Origin of the sequence: Nonomuraea maritima, assembly GCF_900100395.1 — a bacterium.
GTDB classification, from domain to species: Bacteria; Actinomycetota; Actinomycetes; order Streptosporangiales; family Streptosporangiaceae; genus Nonomuraea; species Nonomuraea maritima.
Map to the genome: position 1 here is coordinate 1 of NZ_FNFB01000049.1, position 16,066 is coordinate 16,066.

General features: G+C 72.0%; 15 protein-coding genes. 10 read left to right on the plus strand and 5 right to left on the minus strand.

Going from position 1 to position 16,066, the window contains the following annotated elements; genetic code table 11:
* Both BLR04_RS37870 and BLR04_RS37875 read left to right on the plus strand, forming a co-directional pair.
* The coding region (locus BLR04_RS37870) for a zinc ribbon domain-containing protein (protein WP_143022404.1) at positions 1–279 on the plus strand (279 nt) is incomplete at its 5' end.
* A complete protein-coding gene (locus tag BLR04_RS37875; RefSeq protein ID WP_218129326.1) occupies positions 276–998 on the plus strand; it encodes an MBL fold metallo-hydrolase in 723 nt (240 codons plus the stop codon). The genes BLR04_RS37870 and BLR04_RS37875, both read left to right, overlap by 4 nt.
* A gap of 12 nt (positions 999–1,010) precedes the next feature.
* Here the strand turns inward: BLR04_RS37875 and BLR04_RS40230 are convergent, their stop codons facing one another.
* Positions 1,011–1,190, minus strand: coding sequence for a hypothetical protein (locus BLR04_RS40230; protein WP_143022405.1), 180 nt, complete (start codon positions 1,188–1,190; stop codon positions 1,011–1,013).
* Entirely contained in the window at positions 1,148–1,777 is a 630-nt protein-coding gene (locus tag BLR04_RS37880) for a TetR/AcrR family transcriptional regulator (RefSeq protein ID WP_090773994.1), read from the minus strand. Before BLR04_RS37880 ends, BLR04_RS40230 begins: the two co-directional genes overlap by 43 nt.
* A gap of 146 nt (positions 1,778–1,923) precedes the next feature.
* Between BLR04_RS37880 and BLR04_RS37885 the strand changes: the two genes are divergently transcribed.
* Positions 1,924–2,964, plus strand: coding sequence for an aldo/keto reductase (locus tag BLR04_RS37885; protein ID WP_090773995.1), 1,041 nt, complete (start codon positions 1,924–1,926; stop codon positions 2,962–2,964).
* A 68-nt stretch (positions 2,965–3,032) separates the two neighbouring features.
* On the opposite strand, the gene BLR04_RS37890 is transcribed toward BLR04_RS37885, so the two are convergent.
* A complete protein-coding gene (locus BLR04_RS37890) occupies positions 3,033–3,617 on the minus strand; it encodes a TetR/AcrR family transcriptional regulator (RefSeq protein WP_090774018.1) in 585 nt (194 codons plus the stop codon).
* Positions 3,618–3,765: 148 nt separating this feature from the next.
* On the opposite strand from BLR04_RS37890, the gene BLR04_RS37895 reads away from it, so the two are divergent.
* Both BLR04_RS37895 and BLR04_RS40235 read left to right on the plus strand, forming a co-directional pair.
* Positions 3,766–5,310: an MDR family MFS transporter gene (locus tag BLR04_RS37895; protein WP_176903524.1), complete on the plus strand. Its 1,545-nt coding sequence runs from the start codon at positions 3,766–3,768 to the stop codon at positions 5,308–5,310.
* Between the two features lie 127 nt (positions 5,311–5,437).
* Positions 5,438–5,641, plus strand: coding sequence for a hypothetical protein (locus BLR04_RS40235; protein WP_143022406.1), 204 nt, complete (start codon positions 5,438–5,440; stop codon positions 5,639–5,641).
* A gap of 45 nt (positions 5,642–5,686) precedes the next feature.
* On the opposite strand, the gene BLR04_RS37900 is transcribed toward BLR04_RS40235, so the two are convergent.
* Complete coding sequence (locus tag BLR04_RS37900) at positions 5,687–6,970, minus strand: exo-beta-N-acetylmuramidase NamZ family protein (protein WP_090773997.1); 1,284 nt, start codon at positions 6,968–6,970, stop codon at positions 5,687–5,689.
* 31 nt (positions 6,971–7,001) lie between these two features.
* Complete coding sequence (locus tag BLR04_RS37905) at positions 7,002–8,834, minus strand: glycoside hydrolase family 3 protein (RefSeq protein WP_090773998.1); 1,833 nt, start codon at positions 8,832–8,834, stop codon at positions 7,002–7,004.
* A 194-nt stretch (positions 8,835–9,028) separates the two neighbouring features.
* Here BLR04_RS37905 and BLR04_RS37910 point away from each other — a divergent pair, with 194 nt between their 5' ends.
* Genes BLR04_RS37910 through BLR04_RS37930 form a run of 5 tightly spaced genes read left to right on the plus strand, consistent with a single transcriptional unit; the run spans position 9,029 to position 15,994 of the window.
* Positions 9,029–10,972, plus strand: a complete 1,944-nt coding sequence (locus tag BLR04_RS37910) for a S9 family peptidase (protein ID WP_090773999.1) — start codon at positions 9,029–9,031, stop codon at positions 10,970–10,972.
* Entirely contained in the window at positions 10,936–12,243 is a 1,308-nt protein-coding gene (locus tag BLR04_RS37915; protein WP_245740985.1) for a serine hydrolase domain-containing protein, read from the plus strand. Before BLR04_RS37910 ends, BLR04_RS37915 begins: the two co-directional genes overlap by 37 nt.
* Position 12,244: 1 nt before the next feature.
* Positions 12,245–13,549: a serine hydrolase domain-containing protein gene (locus BLR04_RS37920; protein ID WP_245740986.1), complete on the plus strand. Its 1,305-nt coding sequence runs from the start codon at positions 12,245–12,247 to the stop codon at positions 13,547–13,549.
* Positions 13,536–14,378 carry a serine hydrolase gene (locus BLR04_RS37925; RefSeq protein WP_090774001.1) on the plus strand — a complete coding sequence of 281 codons (843 nt, stop codon included), beginning with the start codon at positions 13,536–13,538 and terminating at the stop codon, positions 14,376–14,378. Before BLR04_RS37920 ends, BLR04_RS37925 begins: the two co-directional genes overlap by 14 nt.
* 29 nt (positions 14,379–14,407) lie before the next feature.
* Positions 14,408–15,994 carry a PucR family transcriptional regulator gene (locus tag BLR04_RS37930; protein ID WP_176903521.1) on the plus strand — a complete coding sequence of 529 codons (1,587 nt, stop codon included), beginning with the start codon at positions 14,408–14,410 and terminating at the stop codon, positions 15,992–15,994.
* The last annotated feature ends 72 nt before the right edge of the window (positions 15,995–16,066 follow it).

A 16,066-nucleotide genomic window follows, 5' to 3' on the forward strand; every position in this document is an offset into this window, starting at 1 on the left:
AAGGCCGCCCGGTACGGCCGCACGCTCGTCAGGATCGACCGGTGGTTCCCGTCCTCGAAGCTGTGCTCTGCATGCGGGACCGCCGCCGAGTCGATGCCGCTGCACGTCCGGTCGTGGTCCTGCCTGTGCGGGGCGGCCCACGACCGGGACATCAACGCAGCCAAGAATATTCTGGCCGCCGGACGGGCGGACAGGCTAAACGCCTGTGGAGGCCGGGTAAGACCATCGATCGCGGTGGCACAGGCCGACGAAACAGGAAGCCACAGAGGTGCCGCGTGAAGCGGCACGGGCTGAATCCCCGGCCTTCAGGCCGGGGAGCGCGTCAACTGACCAAGACACGCGGACCGGCGGTGCGCGAGGACCTGCTGGGGCCGGTCGACGTGGTGCTCGTCAGCCACGACGCGCATCCCGACAACCTCGACGACCGGGGACGCGCCTTCGCCATCGCCGCGCCGGTGACGCTGACCGAGCCGGGCGCGGCCGTCCGGCTCGGCCCGGTGGCGGTCGGTCTGGAGCCCTGGACGGCCGCCACCGTGCCGCGCCCCGACGGCGGCGGCGACCTGACCGTCCTCGCGGTCCCTGCCGTGCACGGCCCCGAGGACGGCGAGCGCGACGCCGACGGGTACGTCAACTGCGCGGTGACCGGGTTCGTCCTGTCCGGCCGCGACCTGCCCACCGTCTACGTGAGCGGCGACAACGCCTCCATGCGGGCCGTGGCCGAGATCGCCCGCCGCGTCCCTGGGATCGACGCGGCGGTGCTCAACGCGGGGGCGGCCCGGGTGAGAGGCAAGTTCGGGGAACGCCCCGTGTCGATGGACGGCCGCCTGGTCGCGGCCGGCGCCGCGGTGCTGGGCGTCTCCGTCGTCGTCCCGGCGCACTACGACGGGTGGACGCACTTCACCGAGGGGCGGGCGGAGGTGGTGACGGCCTTCGACGACGCCGGCCTGTCGGCGCTGCTCCGCGTGGCCGACCACGGCTCCTGGTCGGCCCTGCGCTGAGGCGGGCCGCCGTCAGTTCACGCAGTCCTGCGTACGCAGGGCCAGGGCCGGCTCCTCGATCGTGCCGTCCGCCGAGGCGCCGAAGGCAGCGTGGGCGCGGCGAGCGCGGGGGCCGGTGACCAGCACCGCCGCCGGAAGTTCTGGAGTGCTCAGGCGTCGTGCCAGGACGGACGGCGGTAGACGCCGTGCCACCAGGTCAGGGCCAGCTCGCGGGCGAACGCGGCGTCGTGCCCGGGATCGGCGCCGGTGACGTGGTCGACGAGGGCGCGCTCGCCGCCGGTGACGATCACCCTGGCGGCGCTCACCGGGTCGAGGTCGGCCGGGGCCCGGCCCGCCTCCTGCTCGGCGCGGAGCAGCCTGACCGTGAAGTCGGTGAACGGGGTCAGCTCCTTGGCCCAGAAGGCGCGCACGGTCGCGTCGTAGGCGGCGACCTCGGCGAGCGCCCTCCGGACGGCGGCGTGTTCCCGGTAGACCGCGACCACCTCCGCGAACACGTCCGTGAGGCGGTCGGGGCCGTCCGCCGGCGTCCAGGCCGAGGTGATGTCGAAGGTCGAGGACATGAGCTCGGTGGCCAGGCGGACGAGCAGGTCGATCTTGTCGCGGAAGTGGCTGTAGAAGGTCGAGCGGGCGACGCCCGCCTCGGTGGAGATCTGCTGCACGCCGAGCTCGGTGAAGGACGCACCCTTGATCAGCAGCCGCTGCGTCGCGGCCAGGATGTCGGCCTCGGCGGAGGTGGGGCGGCCGGCTTTCGCGGCACGTCGTCGGGTGATCGAGGGCATGTCCGCATCCTAGGGCGCTCGGACGGGTGGCGACCGTCACGCCACACCGTGTCTGGACACCGTGTAGCGTAATTTCCGGACATCATGTCCGGACGTTGCGTCGGAAAAAGCGCGCGGTGAGCATCTGCCGCGAGAAGGAGTAGCTGGTGAAATATCGTCTTCTGGGACGTACCGGGGTCTGGGTCTCCGAGATCTCGTTGGGCGCGATGACGTTCGGCGGCAAGGACCACCCCGTCTACCGCACCCACGGGGCACTCGGCCAGGAAGAGGTGAGCCGGCTCGTCGGGGCGGCGCTCGACGCCGGGGTCAACTTCGTCGACACCGCCGACGTCTACGCCGACGGCGAGAGCGAGGAACTGCTCGGGCGGGTGATCGGGCGGCGCCGGCGCGACGTGCTGCTCGCCACCAAACTGATCGCCCCGGTCGGGCCGGGCCCCAACGACCAGGGGCTCTCGCGGCTGCACGTCATGCGTGCCCTCGAGGACAGCCTGCGCCGGCTGGGCACCGACCACATCGACCTCTACCAGATCCACAACCACGACCACCTGACGCCGATCGAGGAGACGCTGAGCGCGCTCGACGACGCCGTACGCCAGGGCAAGGTCCGCTACATCGGCTGCTCGAACCTGGCCGCCTGGCAGATCGCCAAGGCGCTGGGCGTCTCCGCGCTGCACGACCGGGCGGCGTTCGTCTCCGCCCAGATCCACTGGTCGCTGCTGTCGCGCGACGCCGAGCGCGAACTGGTGCCGCTGGCCGAGGACGCCGGGCTGGGCCTGACGGTGTGGCAGCCGCTGGTCGGTGGGTTCCTCACGGGCAAGTTCGACCGGGGCGGGGCGACCGCGGAACCCGACTCGCGCCGGGCGAGGAACGGCTTCGACTTCGTGCCGTTCGACGAGGGCAAGGGGTTCGAGGTGCTCGACGTGGTGCGGGCGGTCGCCGCGCGGCACGAGGTGAGCCCCGCTCGGGTCGCGATCGCGTGGCTGCTCGCCCAGCGCGCCGTCACCAGCGTCATCGTCGGCGCCCGCAAGCTGGAGCAGCTCACCGACGACCTCGCCGCCTCCGACCTGACGCTCACCGAGCAGGACCTCACCGCCCTGGACGAGGCCACCTGGACCGCCGCCCCCTACCCCCACTGGATCCAGCAGTGGTTCGCCCCGACCAGGACCCCGGCCACCAACAACGCCTGACCGCGACACCCGCCCGTGGGCCCCGGCAGGGGGTCCACGGGTTCGTCATGTGGGCCCGGCCCGCCGTGTCACCCGAAGGCGTGGACGATCTGGTCGAGGGCCCGGTCGGTGAGTTCGCGCAGGGTGCGGGTCTCGTTCTCGGCGCACCACCATTGCGTGGCGACGCGCAGCGCGGCCAGGAAGACGGCGGTGATCACCTCGGGGCTGGTGCCGGACGGCTGCTCGCGCTCGGCCAGCGCGTGGCTGAGCTCGCTCTCCAGGCGGTGCCGTCCGGCGAGTTGCCGGGCCAGCAGCGAGGGGTGCTGCAGGGCCAGCCGGGTGCGCAGGTGCAGGTCGCGGTCGGCGTCGCCGATCTCCGCGTGGTGGCTGTCCAGCGCCCCGCACAGCGCCTGCCAGGCCGTCCGCCCCACGGGCTGATCACGTACGCGCTGCACCAGGCCACGCAGGTTCTGCTCGTCGCCGTAGAGCAGGGCGTCCTCCTTGCCGGCGAAGTAGTTGGAGAACGTCCTGCGCGAGATGTTGGCGGCGTCGGCGATCGCTTCGACGGTGACGTTGTCGAAGCCGTGCTCCAGGGTGAGCCGGAGCGCGGCTTCGTGCACCGCCTGCCGTGTTTCGGTCTTCTTGCGTTCGCGCAACCCTGCTGTGCTGCTCATGGTGCGGACCAGCTTACCCAATGGGCATAAATGCACAATGCGCAAGTTTGCTCCATGAGCATGTATGGTGTCCCAGTTGATCCACCCTGTCCTTGATCGGAGGTTGCGCGTGAGCGCACAAGCGGCAGCGCCATCCACGGCGGAGCCGATGACTCACCGCCAAGTCCTCGAAGCCTTAAGTGGCTTGCTGCTCGTCCTTTTCGTCGCCATGATCAGCGCCACGATCGTCTCGGTCGCGCTGCCGCAGATCATCGGCGCTCTCGACGGAAGCCAGTCCCAGTACACCTGGGTCGTCACCGCGTCCCTGCTGGCATCCACGGCCTCCACCCCCATCTGGGGCAAGCTGGCCGACCTGTTCAACAAGAAGCTGCTCCTCCAGATCGCCATCGTGATCTTCATGGTCAGCTCGCTGGCCTGCGGCTTCGCCACGAACACCGGCCAGCTCATCGCCTTCCGCGCGGTCCAGGGCCTCGGCATGGGCGCCCTGCAGATCCTCACCCAGGTCGTCATCGCCGCGATGATCTCCCCCAAGGAGCGCGGCCGCTACAACGGCTACCTGGGCGCCGTCATGGCCGTCGCCACGGTCGGCGGTCCGCTGATCGGCGGTCTCATCGCCGACACCTCGTGGCTCGGCTGGCGGTGGTGCTTCTTCATCGCCGTGCCGTTCACCATCGCGGCCTTCACGCTGCTCGCCAAGACCCTGCACCTGCCGACCACGCGTCGTGACGACGTGAGCATCGACTACTGGGGCGCCCTGCTCATCGCGGTCGGCGTGAGCGTCCTGCTCATCTGGGTGACCTTCGTCGGCAACGAGTTCGACTGGCTGTCCTGGCAGACCGCGGCCATGGTGGGCGCGGGCGTGCTGCTGCTCGCCGTGGCCACGGTCGTGGAGACGAAGGTGCGCGAGCCCGTCGTGCCGCTGCACGTCATCCGGCGCCGTACCCCGGCCCTGGCCATCCTGGCCAGCCTCGCGGTCGGCATGGCCATGTTCGGCGGTTCGGTCTTCCTCGGCCAGTACTTCCAGATCGGCCGCGGGTACGGTCCCACCGCCGCCGGTCTGCTCACCATGCCGATGATGATCGGCGTGCTGTTCTCGTCCACCATCAGCGGCCGGCTCGTGTCGAAGACCGGCAAGACGAAGCCGTACATCCTCATCGGTCTCGTCGTGCTGCTGGCCGGGTTCGGCGGGCTGGGCACGATCGACCACGAGACGTCACTCGTGCTCGTGGGGGCGTTCATGCTGCTGGTCGGCATCGGCGTCGGCATGTCGATGCAGAACCTCGTCCTCGTCATCCAGAACACCGTGCCGCTGCGGGAGATCGGCGCCGCGAGCGGCGCCGTCACGTTCTTCCGCTCGCTCGGCGGCACCGTCGGCGTCTCGGTGCTCGGCGCCATCCTGGCGAACCAGGTCGCGTCCGACATCGCCGCGGGTCTGGCCAAGGCCGGCGTCCCGGCCGGCGGGGACGGGGCCGCCGCCGGCGGCAGCCTCAACATCGCCGCGCTGCCCGAACCGATCAAGGTGATCGTCCGGGCCGCGTACGGTGACGCGACCGGCCACATCTTCCTCGTCTCGGCGGGCATCGCGGTCGTCGGCCTCGTCGCCGCGGCGTTCCTGCAGCCCGCCAGGCTGCGGGACAGCCTCGACCTGCCCGAGCAGGCCCCGAAGCAGGAGGACGCCCCCACCCGGGCTTGACCTCCGCCCTCCAGGAAGGCCGCGCATCCCACGGGGGCGCGGCCTTCCGCATGGGCGGGGAAACGACGGGCAGGGGGACGTCAGCAGGGGTCAGCGAGGCGCACCCCGGACGTTCGGGGGAGGCACGATGAGTGAGGTGTTCGACAGCGCGACGGCGCGACAGGCCGTTCGGGAAGGCCGCGGCGAGGCGACGCCGCCAGAGGCGGAAGTGACGCCGATGGAGGGCGCGACGCCCGGGTTCGACGAGGGCGACGACACCGAGGGTCTCACCTTCTACGACGAGGACCCGTACATGCGGATCAAGGAGCTCAATCCCGATGACTTCGAGTGAGAGTCCGTCGAGGCCCCCGGGGCGGTCGCCCCGGGGGCCTCGACGTCAGCGCCGGTAGATCAGGTACTTCTCGCGCGTCCTGGCGAACGCCTTGAGCGGGCCGGCCCAGCCCGCCTCCACCGCGTCGGCGTCCTTGCCGGCGTCGATGTCGGTACGGACCTGCGTCGAGCCGGTCAGCTTGTCGATCCAGTACGGCCGCGCCGGATCCGAGGTGTCGTAGCGCCAGGCGAAGTCGTCCGGGTAGAGCCGCTTCACCGTGACGATCATCGCGACGCCCGTCCTGACCGGGTCGAACGCCGCCCGGTCCGTCACGTACAGCTGCACCCCGCCGCACAGCTGGTTCGCGTGCTTGGAGAACGTCGGCGTGAAGTACGCCGGACGGAACCCCGCGCCCGGCAGGCGCAGGTCGCCGAGCGCGTCCGCCCACCGGTGGTCGACGTACGGGGCGCCCACGAGCTCGAACGGCCTGGTCGTGCCGCGCCCCTCCGAGAGGTTGGTGCCCTCGAACATGCCGGTGCCGGCGTAGACGAACGCGGTGTCGACGGTCGGCATGTTCGGCGACGGCATGACCCACGGCAGGCCGCCGTCCTCGTAGGCCATGTCGCGCTTCCAGCCGCGCAGCTCCACGACCCGCAGCTCGGCCGGCTGGTCGAGGAACTCGCCGTTGAACAGTCTGGCCAGCTCGCCGACGGTCATGCCGTGCGCCTGCGCGATGGCCTCCCGGCCGACGAACGTGGCGAACTCCGGCGTCATGATCGGCCCGTACGCCCGGCGGCCGATGATCGGGTTGGGACGGTCGAGGACGACGAACCGCTTGCCGGCCGTCGCCGCCGCCTGCATGGAGTCGAACAGCGTCCAGATGTAGGTGTAGAAGCGGGCGCCCGCGTCCTGGATGTCGAACATGACCGTGTCGACGCCCGACCTGGTGAAGATGTCCGCGAGCGCCTGACCGCTCTGCAGGTACGTGTCGTAGACCGGCAGCCCGGTCTGCTCGTCCACGTAGAAGCCCTCGGAGCCGCCGGCCTGGGCGGTGCCGCGGAAGCCGTGCTCGGGGCCGAACACCGCGACGAGGTCGACGCGGTCGTCGGCGGCCATCACGTCCACCACGTGGCGCAGGTCAGGCAGGATGCCGGTCGGGTTGGTGACGATGCCGACCTTCTGGCCCCGTACGAGCCGGTAGTCGTCGTCCATCAGCACCTGGACGCCCGTCCGCAGCTCGCCGGGCCGCGGACGGCGGTCGTGCGCGTGGGCGGGGACGCTCAGGCCGGTGCCGGCCGCGGCGACCGCCGCGGCCGACAGCATGCCCCGCCGGGAGAGGAAGTGGCTCATCGGTGTCGCTCCGTCCTGGGGGAGGGCCTGATCAGTAGCGGAGGCCGTGGCCGTACGGGTAGAGGACCGAGCCGTCGGTGGCCGGGATCGTCACCGGCAGCCTGCCGGTGGGGGAGGTCCGGCCGAACAGCACCCGCGCCGTCGCCTCCATCGCCGGCTTCTCCCACGAGTACGTCGCCAGGTACGTCCGCGCGCCGGGCAGGCTCGCGACGTCGTACGGGTTGCGGGTGGCGACCACGACGACGGGCTTGCCGGTGGCGATCAGCGCGTTGACGAGGCCCTGCTGGGCGGCCGAGGTCGAGGCGTTCACCGTGGTGACCACGACCATGTCGCCGGCGCCGGCCTTGGCCACCGCGGTGCCGACGGTGGCCGCGTCGGGCGCCGTACCCGTCTCGAACAGCTCCACGGTGTGCCCGAGGTCGCCGATCGCCTTCGCCAGCCGCTCGGTCGGCGGGATCTTCACGGACGGCGGCGTGACGTTGCGGTAGCCGGTCACCAGCACCCGCTGCTTCTTCTCGCGCACGGGCAGCAGGCCGGCGTCGTCGCGGACGAGCGTCACGCTGTGCTCGGCGACCTTGCGGGCCGCCGCCTTGTGCGCGGGGGAGCTGAGGCGCTTGACCACCTTGCGTTCGTCCACCTGCTGGTCGCCGCGGAAGAAGCCGCGCTTCTTCTTGAGCTGCAGGATCCGGGCGACGGACCGGTCGATGCGCTGCTCGGTCAGCTCGCCCGAGCGGACGGCGTTCAGCACGGCGTTGTAGGCGACCTCCAGGGAGATCGAGCTGGCCGGGTCGTCCACGATCATGAGCATGTCGACCCCGGCCTTGAGCGCGAGCACGGGGATGCGGTCGTCGCCGTACTTGTCGCGCACGCCCTGCATGGCCAGCGAGTCGGTGACCACGACGCCGTCGTAGCCGAGCTCCTCGCGCAGCAGCCCGGTCATGATCTCCGGGTCGAGCGTCGCGGGGTCGCAGCCCTCCTGGGTGTCGACGTCGCAGTCGCTCTGCAGGTACGGCATGACGACGTGCGCCGACATGATCATGTCGGCGCCCGCGGCGATGCCGGCCCGGAACGGCGGCGCGTCGATCCGCTCCCACTCCTCCTTGGTGTGCCAGATCCACGGCACGCTGTTGTGGCTGTCGTTGACCGTGTCGCCGTGGCCGGGGAAGTGCTTGACGGCCGCCGAGACCCCGCCCTGCTGCAGGCCGCGGACGGCGGCGCGGGTCAGGTCGGACACGAGCCCGGTGTCCTCGCCGAACGAGCGGACGCCGATGACCGGGTTGCCGGGGTCGACGTTGACATCGGCGACCGGGGCGTAGTCCTGGTTGATGCCGAGCGCGGACAGTTCCTCGCCGGTGACCTTCCCGGCGGTGAACGCCTGGTTCTCGCTGCGGGTCGCGCCGAGCGCCATCTGCCCGGGGAACGCGGTGAACGGCTCGTCCAGCCGGTAGACGGCGCCGTGCTCCTGGTCGGTGGCGATGAGCAGCGGGATCTTCGCCGGCTGGGCCAGCGCCGCGCGCTGCAGGTCGTTGGAGAGCCCCGCCGTCCTGACGGGGTCGTTGAGGTTGTTCGACCACCGGAAGTACAGGATCGCGCCGAGCTTGTACGTGTCCATCAGGTCCATGCCGTTGCGGACGTCCGGCCCGTACAGTGTCTGGTTCGCCGCCACGTCGGCCGGGTCGGTCGTGTCGCCGCTCTCCCCGTAGACGTTGGCCGCGAAGAGCTGGCCGACCTTCTCCTCGAGACTCATGCTCGCGATCTTGTCGCTGATCCAGCGGTCCTTGCCGTGGTCAGCGTGCGCGGCCGGTGCCGTCCCCACTCCAAGGACGATCGCCGTCGCCAGGGTCAGTAATCGCGGGTGACGCATGCCTACCTCCCAACCGTTCACATGTATGTAAATTTCATGCAAGGTCACGGTGTTGCCTGGAAGTTACTTTCATCCACTTGGCTGGTCAACGCTTTCAGGGCGGGAACTTGGCGTTGGACGGGGGCACAACCCGGGCGGCGCCGTTTGTGCGAACCGCCGAAGATGCCGGGATCCGCGAGGCTTACGGTTCGTTCATGCCGCCTCTTGCCCTCGACGATCTCTACCGCGTCGCCGTTCCTTCCGACCCGCACGTACGTCCCGACGGGCAGGCCGTGGCGTACACGCTGACGACGGCCGACCGCGACACCGACGGGAACCGTACCGAGATCTGGCTGGCCGCGCCCGGCGCAGAGCCGCGCAGGCTCGCGGCCGGCAGCGCCGCGCGGTGGTCGCCCGACGGGCGGACGCTCGCCTTCCTGTGCCCGGTGGACGGCCGGCCGCAGATCCACCTGCTGCCCATGGACGGCGGCGAACCCGTCGCGCTGACCGTCGCCGTTCTCGGCGCGGGCACGCCCGCGTGGTCGCCGGACGGCTCCCGCATCGCCTTCGCCGCTCCCGTCGGCCCGGCGGAGGACGGCGGCGCGGCCCCGCCGCACACCCCCGTCGTGGCCGACCGGCTCGACTTCAAGGCCGACGGCGCCGGACTCCTGCGCGGCCTGACCCGGCACCTGTTCGTCACGGACGTGGCCACCGGCGAGACGGTCCAGGTCACCGGCGGCGACTTCCACGCGGGGGAGCCGTCCTGGTCGCCCGACGGGCTCCGGCTCGCCTTCGTCGCGGACATGCACGCCGACCGCGACCTCGAGATCGCCGGGACCGCGTACGCCGTCGACGCGGCCAAGGGCGGCGTCCCCGAGGCGCTGACCGGGCCGGAGCTGCTGTGCGGCGGCGTGTGGTGGTTCGGGGAGCGGCTGTTCCTGGCGGGCCTCCAAGGGGCGCCGATCGGGCACACGCGCCTGTACGAGCTCGGGCCTGACGGGGTGGCCGAGGTGGAGACGGGCCTCGACCGCAACGTCATGATCGGCGCTCCCGGCTATCCCGGCGGCGTCCCCGCGCCGCTCGGCGACGATCTGCTGTTCTGCGCCCGCGACGGCGGCTCCACCCACCTGTACCGCGCTCCCGGCGAGCGCCTGGTTCCGGGCGAGGTGAACATCTCGGGCCTGAGCGTCGCAGCGGGGGCCGTGGCCTACGTGGCGGCGACGCCGTACAGCGCAGGAGACGTCTACCTGCTCACCCCCACCCAGAAGCCCCTCTCCACAGCCAGCCCGGAAAAAGCCGCGCCAGGCGATATGTCCGATATATCTGGCGCGCCAGCGCCGGATATATCGCGACTCACCACCTACGCCCTTGAGGGCGTCGAGCTGTTCGAGGCGCGGCGGCGTACCTTCACTGCTCCCGACGGCACCTGGGTCGAGGGGTTCGTCCTGCGTGACGAGGCGGCGACCGCCCCGGGCCCGCTGCTGCTCGACGTGCACGGCGGCCCGCACAACGCCTGGTCGCCCGTCTTCGACGGCGCCCACCTCTACCACCAGGTCCTCGCCGCCCGCGGCTGGACCGTGCTGACCGTCAACCCCCGCGCCAGCGACGGGTACGGAGAGGAGTTCTACACCGCCTCCCTCGGCAACTGGGGCCTGTCCGACGCCCAGGACCTGCTCGCCGCCGTCGACGCCCTGGTCGCCGAGGGCGTCGCCGACCCCGGACGGCTGGCCGTCACGGGCTACAGCTACGGCGGCTACATGAGCTGCTGGCTGTCGGCCACGACCGACAGGTTCAGGGCCGCGATCCCGGGCGGCTGCGTCAGCGACCTGGCCGCGCTGAGCGGCACGTCCGACCTCGGCCACCTGATGAAGGTCCACGAGTACGCCGGCGACCTGGCCGCCCAGTCGCCACTCACCCACGTCGGCGAGGTCACCGCGCCGACCCTCCTCCTGCACGGGGAGGACGACGACCGCTGCCCGGTCGGCCAGGCCGAGCAGTGGTTCGCCGCCCTGCGCGAGCGACGGGTCCCCGTCCGGATGGTGCGCTACCCCGGCGCGAGCCATCTGTTCATCCTGAGCGGGCGCCCCTCGCACAGGTACGACTACAACGAAAGGATCATCGCGTGGCTGGAGCAATGGGTCAGCGGCTCGCCGACCTGATCGCCGAGTACGAGGTCCCCGGCTCGGCGCTGGCGTACTGGCACCAGGGCGAGCTGCACGAGTTCGCGGCCGGCACCCTCAACGCAGCGACCGGCGTCGAGGCGACCCCCGACGCCCTCTACCAGATCGGCTCGGTCACGAAGGTCTGGACCGCGACCCTGCTCATGCAGGACATCGAGCGCGGCAGGCTGACCCTCGACACCCCGGTCGCCGAGCTGCTGCCCGAGTTCAGGCTGCCCGACCCCGAGGTCACGAAGAACGTGACGATCCGGCACCTGCTCTCCCACACCAGCGGCATCGACGGCGACCTGTTCATCGACACCGGCCGCGGCGACGACTGCGTGGAGAAGTACGTGGCGGCCTGCGCCACCCTGGCGCAGAACCACCCGCTCGGCGTCACCCAGTCCTACTGCAACTCCGGGTTCGTCATCGCCGGCCGGGTGCTGGAGCGGCTGCACGGCAAGCGCTGGGACGACGTGCTGCGCGAGGGCGTCTGCGAGCCGCTCGGCCTCACCCACACCTGGACGCTGCCCGAGGACGTGCTGCGCTTCCGCGCCGCGATCGGCCACGAGGACGGCGAACCCGTCCCGCAGTGGGGCCTCATGCGCGCCATGGGACCGGCCGGGCTGATCTGCGCCCGCCCCGCCGACGTGGTCGCCTTCGGCCGCGCCCACCTCGAGGGCGGTCTGCTGGAGGACGCGAGCGCGATGTGGGAGCCGCAGGTCGACATCCCCAACCCGTACACGCTGGGCAGGCAGTGGGGCGTCGGCTGGATCCTCGACGAGTGGAGCGGCCAGAAGGTGATCTCCCACGGCGGCAACACGATCGGCCAGCACGCCATGCTCTGGGCCGTGCCCAGCACCGGGACCGTCGTCTGCGTGACCGCGAACGGCGGGCGCAGCGGCGCCTTCACGCGGGCCGTCGCCACGGAGCTGTTCGCCGAGCTCGACGGCCTGACCGTGCCGCCGTCCCCGGTCCCGTCGGACACCCCTCCCGAGGTGGACCTCACGCCGTACGCGGGCGTGTACGAGCGGGCCGGATCGCGGATCACGATCAGCGTCGAGGACGGCGCGGGCAGCATCCTGCTGGAGGCCACCGGCGAGCTGGCCGCCCTGCACAAGCCGGAGAAGATGACGTTCGTCCCCATCGAGGAGAACCTCTTCGGCTTCCGGGCGCCGGGCGGCGACTGGCTGACGGCCGTCTTCTTCGAGCCGGTCGAGGGCGCGCCGTACCTCCACATGGGCGCCCGCGCGACCCCGAAGGTCAGCTGACGTGGACCTGCGCGACCGCCTGCGCGAGGCGATGAGCAAGCACGACGTGCCCGGCGCGTCCGTCGCGGTGTGGCGTGACGGCGAGCTGCACGAGGCCGCCGACGGCGTCGTCAACAAGGGCACCGGCGTGCGGGCCACGACCGACAGCGTCTTCCAGGTCGGCTCCAGCACCAAGGTCTGGACGGCCGCGCTGGTGATGCAGCTGGTCGAGGAGGGGCTGGTCGGCCTGGACGACCCCGTGGGCGACCACCTGCCGGACTTCGCCCACGGAGCCGTCACCGTGCGGCAGCTGCTCGTGCACAGCGCCGGCTTCGACGGCGACCTGTTCGAGGACACCGGCCGCGGCGACGACTGCCTGGACCGGTACCTCGCCTACCTGGGCGGCGCCGGCGCGGTGCACGCGCCCGGCGAGATCTTCTCCTACTGCAACGCGGGCTACTGCGTGCTCGGCGCCCTGGTGGCCCGGCTGCGCGGCGGTACCTGGGAGCAGGCCGTACGCGAGCACCTCCTGCGCCCGCTGGGCGCCACGCACGCCGTCCTCCTCGGTGAGGAGTCGGTGTACTTCCGCGCCTCGGTCGGGCATGTCGGGCCGGACAACGCCGTCTACTCCTCGTGGATCCCGCCGCGCTCCAACGCCCCGGCCGGCGCCACGATGAGCCTGGCGCTGCGCGAGCTGGTCGCCTTCGCCCGCGCCCTGGCCGCGGGTGGAGCCCCTTTGCTGTCGCGCGAGTCGGTCGCCGCGATGCTCACGCCCCAGATCGACGTGCCAGGAGGCGGCGGCTGGTCGCCAGGTAGCTGGGGTCTCGGGGTGTCGCTGTTCGACTGGGGCGCGTACGGCCACGACGGCAACACGCCGGGACAGAGCACGTTCTGGCGGATCGTGCCAGGAGCCGACCTCGTCATCGCCATGACCGGCAACGGCGGCTCCTTCTCCGGGCTGGTCGACGACGTGGCGGTGCCGGTCATCGAGGAGGCGACGGGCCTGACCGTGCCGCGGCCGAGCGTGCCGCCTGCCGAACCGGCCGCCGTGGACGGCACGCCGTACGCGGGCGCCTACCGCGGTCCGCAGTACGGCTACGAGGTCGCCGCCGTCCCCGACGGGCTGGACGTCACGCTCCTGCCGGGCCCGCTCATGGAGAGCATGGGCGCGACCCGGACGACCAGGCGCTACGTTCACCTCGGCGGCGAGTCGTTCATCGCCGCAGAGCCGGAGGACGGCCACCACGACGTCGTCACGTTCGTGCTGCGCGACGGCCGGGCCGCCTTCCTGCACAACGGGCGGGCGGTGGCGCGTGTCCGAGCTTGAGGAGGTCTTCACTTCCGCGGGCCTGCGGGGGCTGGTGCACGTCCGTGAGGTGGACGGCGACGCCGAGATCGGGCTCGACCCGGACGAGCCCGTCGTGCTCGCCTCCGTCTTCAAGATCGCGGTGGCGCTGGAGTACGCCCGTCAGGTCGCGGCCGGCGAGCTCAGCCGCACCGAACGGCTCACCGTCACCGCGGCCGACAAGGACGGCGGGATCGGCACCTCCGGCTGCCGGGATGACGTGTCGCTCACTCTGCGCGACCTGGCCCACTTCATGCTCACCATGTCCGACAACGCCGCCACCGACGTCCTGCTGCGCCGGGTCGGGCTCGACCGGGTCAACGGCACCCTCGCCGCGCTCGGGCTGCGCCGCACCCGGCTCATCGGCGGCTGCGCCGAGCTGTTCGACCAGGTCAGGAAGGACATCGGCGACGACTGGGACGCCGCGTCCCAGGAACAGCTGCGCGCGCTGGCCGTACGCGACCCTGCCCGCACCACGGCGGGGACGCCGCGCGAGATCACCACGCTGCTCGCCGGGATCTGGCGTGACGAGGCCGGCCCGCCCGAGGCGTGTGCCGAGGTGCGCCGGATCATGGGCGAGCAGATCTGGCCGCACCGGCTGAGCGCGGGCTTCCCCGACGAGGTGAGGGTGTCCGGCAAGACGGGCAGCCTGTGGGGCGTGCGCAACGAGGCGGGCGTCGTGGAGTACCCCGACGGCAGGCGGTACGCCGTCGCGGTGTTCGTCCGCAGCGAGGTCATCAGAGAGCGGCTGCCGCACGCCGACGCCGCCATCGCCCGGGCCGCCCGCCTGGCGGTGGAACGGCTCCGCTGATGTCCGTGTTCGTGGATTATCGTGAGCGGATGAGGAGCCGCCCCCGCGCCAGCCTGGGACGGATCCTCGACGACCTCGGCAGCACCGTCCTCGACGTGGCCGCCTCGCCCGGTGACCTCGACAGCGAGGTCACCGGCGTGCACATCTTCGACCCGCTCGACGAGCTCATCGTGCCGCCTGGCGCGATCGTGCTCGCCGTCGGCGTACGCGCGGCGGCCGACATCTGCTCGCTGCTGCGGCGCGCGCCCGAGGCCGCGGGCGTCGTCGTGAAGCTCCCCGTCGAGGTGGACGAGGCGGTCAGGGCCACCGTCCTCGAGACGGGGGTGGCGGTGCTCGGCCTCACCCGCGCCGCGTCCTGGGCGCAGGTCGCCGCGCTGCTGCGCTCGCTGCTGGCCGAGGCCGACCTGGCCGAACCGGGCGAGGGGCCGCAGGGCGACCTGTTCTCGCTGGCCAACGCCCTGTGCGCGCTGCTCGACGCGCCCGTCACGATCGAGGACAGGTCGTCGCGGGTGCTGGCGTTCTCCGGCCGCCAGGACGAGGCCGACCAGGGACGGGTGGAGACGGTCCTCGGCCGCCAGGTGCCGGAACGCTACCTGCGGATGCTCGACGAGCGCGGCTTCTTCAAGCAGCTCTACCAGAGCAGCGAGCCCGTCTACATGGAGCTCGACGACGACGGCGTGATCAACCGCACGGCCGTGGCGGTGCGCAGCGGCGACGAGATCCTCGGCTCCATCTGGGCGGCCGTGCGCGAGCCGCTCAGCGACCAGCGCCGGCGCGCTCTCGCCGACGCCGCCAAGATCGTCGCGCTGCAGCTGCTGCGGGAGCGGGCCGGGGCCGACACCCAGCGGCGGCTGCGCGCCGACCTGCTGTCCACCGTGCTGGCCGGCGGCGCCGACGCGCCCGAGGCGGCCGGACGGCTCGGCATCGCCACCACCCGCCTGTGCGTGCTCGCCGCCCAGCTCACCGGCGACGCCGCCGACGACCCCGCGCGCGGGGAGAGCGATCGGCAGCGCTTCTGCGACGCCCTCGCGCTGCACGTCGCCGCCATCCACCCGAAGGCCGCCGCCGCGCCCGTCGGCTCGGTCGCCTACGCCGTGCTGCCGCTGCACTCGGTCGGCGACGAGGAGGCGCGGGCCGTCCGGGTGGCCGAGAGCTTCCTGGCCAGGGTCGGCCCCCGGCACGCCGCCAACATCGGCGTCGGACGGCTGGCCGCCAACCTGTCGCAGGTGGCGAGGTCCCGCGCCGACGCCGACCGGGCGTTACGCGTGCTGCGCGCCCGCGGCACGACCGGCCAGGCCGCCGGCTACACCGACGTCCACTTCGAGTCGCTCCTGCTGCAGGTCGCCGACGTGGCCGCCGCAGAGGAGCAGGCGCCGACCGGCCCCTACCAGCGGCTGCTCCAGCACGACGCCGAGCACGGCACCGAGCTGGCCGCGACGCTGCGGGCCTACCTCGACGCGTTCGGCGACGTCACCGCGGCCAGCGCGCGAGTGCACGTGCACGCCAACACCTTCCGCTACCGGCTCAAGCGGCTGGTCGAGATCAGCGGGCTCGACCTGTCCGACCCTGACGCCCGGCTCATCGTGATGCTGCAGATGCGGATCTTCGGCCGCTAGCACCACCCCGGCCGTACTTTTTCGTGTACGGGCACATAGCACCAGATCTGCGCATAAAGGGAAGGTTGTGGC